The 6,483-nt window shown below is 59.0% G+C and carries 6 protein-coding genes and 1 pseudogene; 2 read left to right on the plus strand and 5 right to left on the minus strand.

The window, feature by feature from the left end; genetic code table 11:
• Positions 1–886: MFS transporter (locus tag WCA53_RS00505; protein ID WP_423904123.1), on the minus strand; the 886-nt coding region annotated here is incomplete at its 3' end.
• Positions 887–993: 107 nt separating this feature from the next.
• On the opposite strand from WCA53_RS00505, the gene WCA53_RS00510 reads away from it, so the two are divergent.
• On the plus strand, positions 994–1,836 hold the full coding sequence (locus WCA53_RS00510) for an EcsC family protein (protein ID WP_423904126.1): 843 nt from the start codon (positions 994–996) through the stop codon (positions 1,834–1,836).
• 81 nt (positions 1,837–1,917) lie between these two features.
• On the opposite strand, the gene WCA53_RS00515 is transcribed toward WCA53_RS00510, so the two are convergent.
• The 3 genes from WCA53_RS00515 to WCA53_RS00525 form a co-directional block, all read right to left on the minus strand.
• Complete coding sequence (locus WCA53_RS00515; protein WP_423904128.1) at positions 1,918–2,850, minus strand: alpha/beta hydrolase; 933 nt, start codon at positions 2,848–2,850, stop codon at positions 1,918–1,920.
• 107 nt (positions 2,851–2,957) lie between these two features.
• The gene (locus WCA53_RS00520; RefSeq protein WP_423904139.1) at positions 2,958–3,380 is read right to left on the minus strand and encodes a CHRD domain-containing protein; all 423 of its coding nucleotides are present in this window, start codon (positions 3,378–3,380) and stop codon (positions 2,958–2,960) included.
• Positions 3,381–3,614: 234 nt separating this feature from the next.
• Entirely contained in the window at positions 3,615–4,730 is a 1,116-nt protein-coding gene (locus WCA53_RS00525) for a porin (protein ID WP_423904131.1), read from the minus strand.
• Between the two features lie 460 nt (positions 4,731–5,190).
• Between WCA53_RS00525 and WCA53_RS00530 the strand changes: the two genes are divergently transcribed.
• Positions 5,191–6,111 carry a LysR family transcriptional regulator gene (locus WCA53_RS00530; protein WP_423904136.1) on the plus strand — a complete coding sequence of 307 codons (921 nt, stop codon included), beginning with the start codon at positions 5,191–5,193 and terminating at the stop codon, positions 6,109–6,111.
• Between the two features lie 41 nt (positions 6,112–6,152).
• On the opposite strand, the pseudogene WCA53_RS00535 reads toward WCA53_RS00530, so the two are convergent.
• A pseudogene (locus tag WCA53_RS00535) lies at positions 6,153–6,483 on the minus strand (hybrid sensor histidine kinase/response regulator); the annotation flags it as partial.

Genomic DNA, 6,483 nt, shown 5'->3' on the forward strand with positions numbered 1-6,483 from the left:
GCAGCGAAAAAATGGATAAGCCGCCGAGTATCGACAGCGTAAACAGCGTCGCGAGACTCTTGTTGCGAAACATATCGATCGGAAGAATGGCGTATTCGCATTGCCTTTCCCATTTCCACAGCATCACAGCCGAAGCCACGCTGACGGCGAGCAGCACGAGCGAGCCGCCGGACAACCCATGTTTGGGCAACATTTCGACAAACAATTGCAGCGAACCGAGCGCAATCGCGATCAGGCCCGCGCCTTGCCAGTCCAAACGCATCTTGCCTTCGTGCTTGATGTGGCGAAGATGTGGCAGGAAGCGCCACACGAAGAACACGGATAGCAAGCCGACCGGCAGGTTCACGTAGAACACGGAGCGCCAGCCATAGTATTGCGTCAGAATTCCACCCAGCGAAGGCCCTACGGCGTTCGCGATGCCAAATGCCGAACTCATCATGACTTGCCATCGAAGGCGCACGACGGAATCGGGGAACAGGTCCGCAATACACGCGAACGCCGTCCCGACCAGCATGCCGCCGCCGATGCCTTGCAGGCCTCGCGCGAGCACGAGGAACATCATGCTGTTAGCGAGGCCGCAAAGCGCGGACGCCACGGTGAAAACGACGATCGATGCGATCACGAACGGCTTGCGCCCGTAGTAGTCGCCGAGGCGACCGAAGATCGGCACAGTGATGACGGAGGCGAGCAAATAGGAAGTCGCGACCCACGCGTAGAGGTCAAAGCCCCTCAACTCGGCGACGATGGTAGGCAACGCCGTGCCGACGACGGTTTGATCGAGTGCGACCAGCATGGTCACGAAGCAGATTCCCAGCATCGCCATGAGCGATTCGCGAAACGGGAGAACTTGTCCCGCAGAGTGATGCTCGGCAGTATGAACGGCCATTTTTTGATACCGCAATGATTGACTTGTCAATGGATCGGGAATCATAGCACGGCGGTTTGCTCTAATGCAGACGAAAAACGCTTGGCTCAACCCTTTTGAAAAACCCTATGGAACCGACACCGATCGCCGCCTCGCCCCTGTCACAAGACGATCTCGCTACGTTACGCCGAGCGAAGGAAGCGTTGGAAAGCCCGTCGCTCACGATGAAACTGGCGAGCGTCGTGGGCTCGCCCATCGAAAAATTGATGAGCCGGATGCCGAATATCGCGCAGGAAAAGGTCGACGATGCCACGCAGGCCGCGCTCAAGAAATGCCTGCAATTGGCGTTGCGTACCCTGGGTAAAAGCACGATCGAGGGCGTCGTGTTGCCGCCCGAACGCCCGCATAACCTGATGCACAAGCTGGCGGTCGCCACCACCGGCGCGGCGGGCGGCGCATTCGGGCTATTTGCATTGCCGATCGAATTGCCCGTCACGACAACGCTGATGTTCCGCTCGATCTGCGACATTGCGCGCAGCGAGGGCGAAGACGTGCATCTGCTCGAGACGCAGTTGCAATGCATGATGGTGCTGGGTATGGGTGGCCCCTCTACCGCCGACGATAGCGCCGAATTCGGCTACTTCATCGTGCGCGGGACGTTGGCACAGTCGGTATCGAAGGCAACGGCCGAGATCGCGACCAAGGGCCTGACCGGGCACGGCTCGACCGCGCTGGTCAAATTCCTGCACACGGTGGCGTCGCGTTTTTCCGTCCAGGTCAGCGAGCAGGTCGCCGCGAAGTCGATCCCGGCTATCGGCGCGGTGCTCGGCGCGATGGTGAATACGGTTTTTATCGATCATTTCCAGCAGATGGCGCATGGGCATTTCACAGTGCGTCGACTGGAACGGCAATATGGGCAATTGGCGGTGGAACGGGCATTTCAGACCATCGACATTTCAAGCGGGCGATGACCCGCCGCATATCCACTGCCGAAACGGCCGAGCGGCGAGGCGAGGTGGCGCGGGGTGACGCGAAGCGACGCAAGGCTGCGGTTAAGCCAGCGAAACTTCGGTCCGCTTGAGCGCGGTAACCTTTCGCACGAACGCGGCCGCTTCGTCCAGCGACCGGTTCGCCTCCGGTACGAACGGCGCGTACATCTGGAACACGTGCGGCATCGCTGGCCATATCTTGCACTCCACACTGACTCCGGCTAGACGCGCCTTTTCCGCGACGCGCGTGGCATCGTCGAGCAGCACTTCCGTGTCGCCCGCTTGAATGAAGAGCGGCGGCAAGTCGTGAAACTGCCCGAAGACCGGCGACACAAGCGGATTGCGCGCGTCCGTAGTGCCGAGATAAAGCTTCGCAACTGGGATAAACACAGGGCCGAAGAACATGGGATCGCGCCCGTTGTTCGTCACCATCGACGCGCCGGTCGATGCCAGATCCGTCCACGGCGAAAACATCACGCCGCCCGCGGGAAGCGGATCGCCGGCATCGCGCAACGCGAGAAGCGTGGCAAGCGCAAGACCACCGCCCGCTGAATCGCCAGCGATCACGATCGACTGAGGCGACACACCGTCAGTCACCAACTTCCGATACGCAGCCAGCGCGTCGTCCAGCGCGGCAGGGAACGGATGTTCCGGCGCCAACCGATACTCAAGCGAGAACACGCGAGCGCCTGCACGTTGGGCGAACGCGAAGACCAGGCCACGATGGCTTCGGGAGGAACAGAAATAGTAGCCGCCGCCATGCAGATAAAGGATGGTCATCTCGGACAGCGTATCGGGTGAAAGCCATTCACCGCGCAAGGGGGCGTCGTCAACGCCGTATCGCTCCTCGAGTTGCCAGCCCCGCGGCACTTTTGGAGACCAGACGCGTTTGGACGTAAAGGCCCGAGCGCGAGCGACGTCAATACTCCCCGTGGCCGTCTCGGGTCGAATCCTACGTTGCAGATACCAGCACGCAAACGCGCTTTGCCAACTCATGCCCACTCCGGCTAAAAATGAACGCGTGGAGTACCTATAGTACGAGTACGTTCGCTCGGGAACCCGCGTTAGCCGCTACGGCTTACGCCATAGCGGCTTTAGTCCGGTCAGTTCGCCGGCATAACCTGACCGCGAATTTCGCCGGTGGGGTTCTGCTCGGTATGAATGTTGAAATAGTATTGACCGCCCATCAGTTCGTTGGCCTGCTCGTCGGTGAGCTTCGCCTCGCCTTTTATCGGACTGGCGAGCGCGGCCTTGTCGATAGCCACTTGCACCTTGGCATTCTGGCCAACCGGCGCTGGTCCGTGGAAATGCGCCATGGTGGGCGCACCGGACAAGTCGCCGTAGGTGATGGTCCATTGCAGCGTTTTACGGGTGGTATCGAACGTGGCGATCAAGATTCCGTGGCCCTTGCTGACGCGCGGCGGAACTTCGCTGGACGGCTGTAAATTCGCCTGCAGCGCAACCGTATCCGCGTAGGCCGAATTCGCGACGAGGCAGGCTATGGACGCCACCAACGCCAAACCCATCAATCCGGCACGCGACACGAATGTTTCCGACATCTCTGGTCTCCTTGAAGGCTTGATTATTGGATGAACCGGGCGAACTCTGGGCAAGCGGCACGAGCGCTCATCGCCGGGCAATAGTAGTGTATTTGAAGATGGTCGCCCACACGCCAACTCGAAGAGACAATGACCTTGAGCCTCAAAGCGAAAAGGCGCCTTGCGGCGCCTTTTCGTTACAACGTCAAACCCTCAATACGATTAGAAGCGGTGGCGAATGCCGGTGGACACAACCACTTGATTGCCATGTGCCGAGCGCGCATTCGTGCCATAAACTTGCGATGCCGTATCGCCGTCCGTCAGCTGTACAACGCCTTCAGCATAGAGATCGGTACGCTTTGACAAGAAGTAATCCGTCTGCAAGCCAACTTGGTGGTAGCGCGCATGGTCGTTGTTGTAACTGCCCGGGACCATACCCTTGCGGTCCGTGTACGTGTAAGCAGCGCCAAGTGCCAGCGCCGGAGTCAGGGCGTAGTGCGCGTTCACCTCATAGTTGTTGTAGCGCAGCGTGGAATCGCCAGCTATGAACTGGAAGCGGCTTTGCGTCCACACAGCACCCAACGTGGCCGGGCCGAACGAATAATTTGCGCCAACGCCGAATGTACGCTGCGTCTGGCTGGGAACTTGCAAGCCGTCAGTGATCGCGCCACCCGTGTTGCCGCTGTTCGTATTTTGCGTCTGCAAGTACGCAGCGGAGACCGTGAACGGACCATTCGCATAGTTCGCGCCAGCGCTATAAGCGCGGTTGTTGGCGAATCCGCCAGCTTGGTTCGAGAAACCATACAAGCCGCCGAACGAGAAGCCGGAGTAGTTGGCGCTTTGATACTTGACCGAGTTGTTGACGCGGAACGAGTTGTCCGTGTTGTCGTTGTCGAACGGGTGCGCGAAGTACGTGCCGCCCCAGCTGCCGTTCGCGGTAAGCGGGCCAAGATAGTCGACCACGGAGTCATATTGGCGACCGAGCGTCACGGTGCCCATGTTCGCCGAGCTGATACCCGCGAATGCCTGGCGGCCGAATTCTTTACCGCCTTGTTGCGAGCTGCCGTCGCCCATGCTGAACCCGCTTTCCAACGTGAAGATTGCCTTCATGCCGCCGCCGAGATCTTCCGCGCCCTTCAGGCCCCAACGGCTGCCATTGATATTGCCGCTCGACAGCCGGAATGCAGCAGCGCTTCCCTTAGCCGTGTTTGCGTTCACCTCGTTGTTCACATAGGTAAAGCCTGCGTCGATAAGGCCATACAGTGTGACACTACTTTGCGCACTTGCGGCGGTTGCAAACGAAGCAGCGACAGCCGCGACAATCAGAGTCTTTTTCATGTGTGTGATCCCTTTAATGAGTCTCGCGACTCGACTGGTTGCATGGCGGGAAACCTCGTTGTCATGCGTTGAGGCATCTCGTCTCCGGTCGTGCACCGGACACCGTGATTCGGTAGGCAAAGTTTAGGGCGCAGTCTTTTGAGCAAACCATCCGATGTGACACAAAAGCCTTTTCGAATAAGTCGAAAAATGCTCGCTCGTCGCTCTGAAACGCTTTGCCCATCAGGCATACGCGCTATCTCAAATTACCCTATGCACCCCTAATTAGTTAAGCGCGTTGCAGACTTGCGACAGTAGCAATCGCACTACACCTCGATCCTTTCGTCCTATTCCTATTTAACCAATCGTCTCTGCGCAATAGAGTCGCGCACGCGAGTGGACAACGCCCTATGGCTCTTGTCACTTGCGCCCTTTCAGCCCGAGGCTTCACACGGGCTTATCTTTGAGCATGGGTCGGTCAATGAATCATCTGCAAGCCATGCGCGTTTTCGTGAAAGTCGCGGAAACGGGTTCGTTCGGACGCGCAGCCGCGGCACTCGATCTGTCGAATGCGGTCATCACGCGCTATGTCGCGCTGCTCGAGGCGCACCTCAATACGCGTCTGCTCAACCGCACTACGCGCAGTGTTTCGCTAACCGAAGCGGGGAGCTCCTATGCCGATGGTTGCCGCGCGGTGATCGACCAGATCGAGGCTATCGAATCGACCGTCGCGCAAACCTCCTTCGACCCTTCAGGCACACTCAAGGTCGTTGCTTCGGCATCCTTTTCATTGTTTGGATTGACGCCTTTGCTGTGCGACTACCGCGATGCCTTTCCCAACGTCAAGCTGCGCCTGACACTGCTGCATAGGCCGGTCGATCTGGTCGACGAAGGGTTCGACGTCGGCATCGTCGTGCCGCGCCTCGTCAATAGCGGCACGCTGATCAACCGGCCTTTGTTCAGGCTCACCCCGGTCGTGGTCGCGTCGCCGTCGTATCTCCTGAAATACGGCGAACCGCTACGGCCAATCGATCTTGCCGCGCACCACTTCCTCGCACCATCGACCGATATTCACGGTTCCATATGGTCGTTCACGGGTCCGTCGGGAGACGACGAAGACATCACCCTCGATCCCGCTTATACGGTCAACAATTCGCAGATGCTGCGCCAGGCTGCGTTGTCAGGCATGGGGATCACCGCATTGCCGGAAAGCCATGTGGCCGACGACATGGCGTCGGGCGCGCTCGTGCGTCTATTCGCCGATTACGCCGTCAAAGATGCGGATAAGGAAGTGTCGCTCGTGTACCCTGGACGGCGACATGTGTCGGCGAAAACGCGCTCGTTCGTCGATTTCGCGCTGGCGCACTTCAGGAAGGACAGCGCGGCAGTCGCGCTTTTCTAACAAGGTCGAAGCCACGTTTCAACGTCGACACATTGCCCGGGCTACGCCATCAGGGAGCATTGCGATTCGATCCGCTCCAGCAATACCTCGCAACGTTCGATCAATGCAACGCCGTCGTCATGGCGACGTGCGTCGGCGTGGTTGAGAAGATCGCGACGAAACCCTTCGAGGGCCATCTGCAGCGGCTTATATTGCAGCACGCTCGCAGCCCCGATCACGCGGTGATGCCACTCTCGAAACTGCTTGATCGTTCCATTGTCGAGCAGGGACCTGAGCGTCACGAGATCGTCTCGAAACGATGAGACGAATGCATCGAGCAAGGCTTTGACCGTCGCCTCGCTACCCCAGAGCTGCGTCATATGACCGAGATCG

The sequence above is a fragment of the Caballeronia sp. genome (assembly GCF_049581465.1).
Taxonomy (GTDB): Bacteria; Pseudomonadota; Gammaproteobacteria; order Burkholderiales; family Burkholderiaceae; genus Caballeronia.

Excerpts from the sequence above, each read along its gene's own strand:
- WCA53_RS00510 (WP_423904126.1), top strand. The coding sequence starts at position 994 with ATGGAACCGACACCGATCGCCGCCTCGCCCCTGTCACAAGACGATCTC.
- WCA53_RS00515 (WP_423904128.1), bottom strand. The coding sequence starts at position 2,850 with ATGAGTTGGCAAAGCGCGTTTGCGTGCTGGTATCTGCAACGTAGGATT.
- WCA53_RS00525 (WP_423904131.1), bottom strand. The coding sequence starts at position 4,730 with ATGAAAAAGACTCTGATTGTCGCGGCTGTCGCTGCTTCGTTTGCAACC.
- WCA53_RS00520 (WP_423904139.1), bottom strand. The coding sequence starts at position 3,380 with ATGGGTTTGGCGTTGGTGGCGTCCATAGCCTGCCTCGTCGCGAATTCG.
- WCA53_RS00530 (WP_423904136.1), top strand. The coding sequence starts at position 5,191 with ATGAATCATCTGCAAGCCATGCGCGTTTTCGTGAAAGTCGCGGAAACG.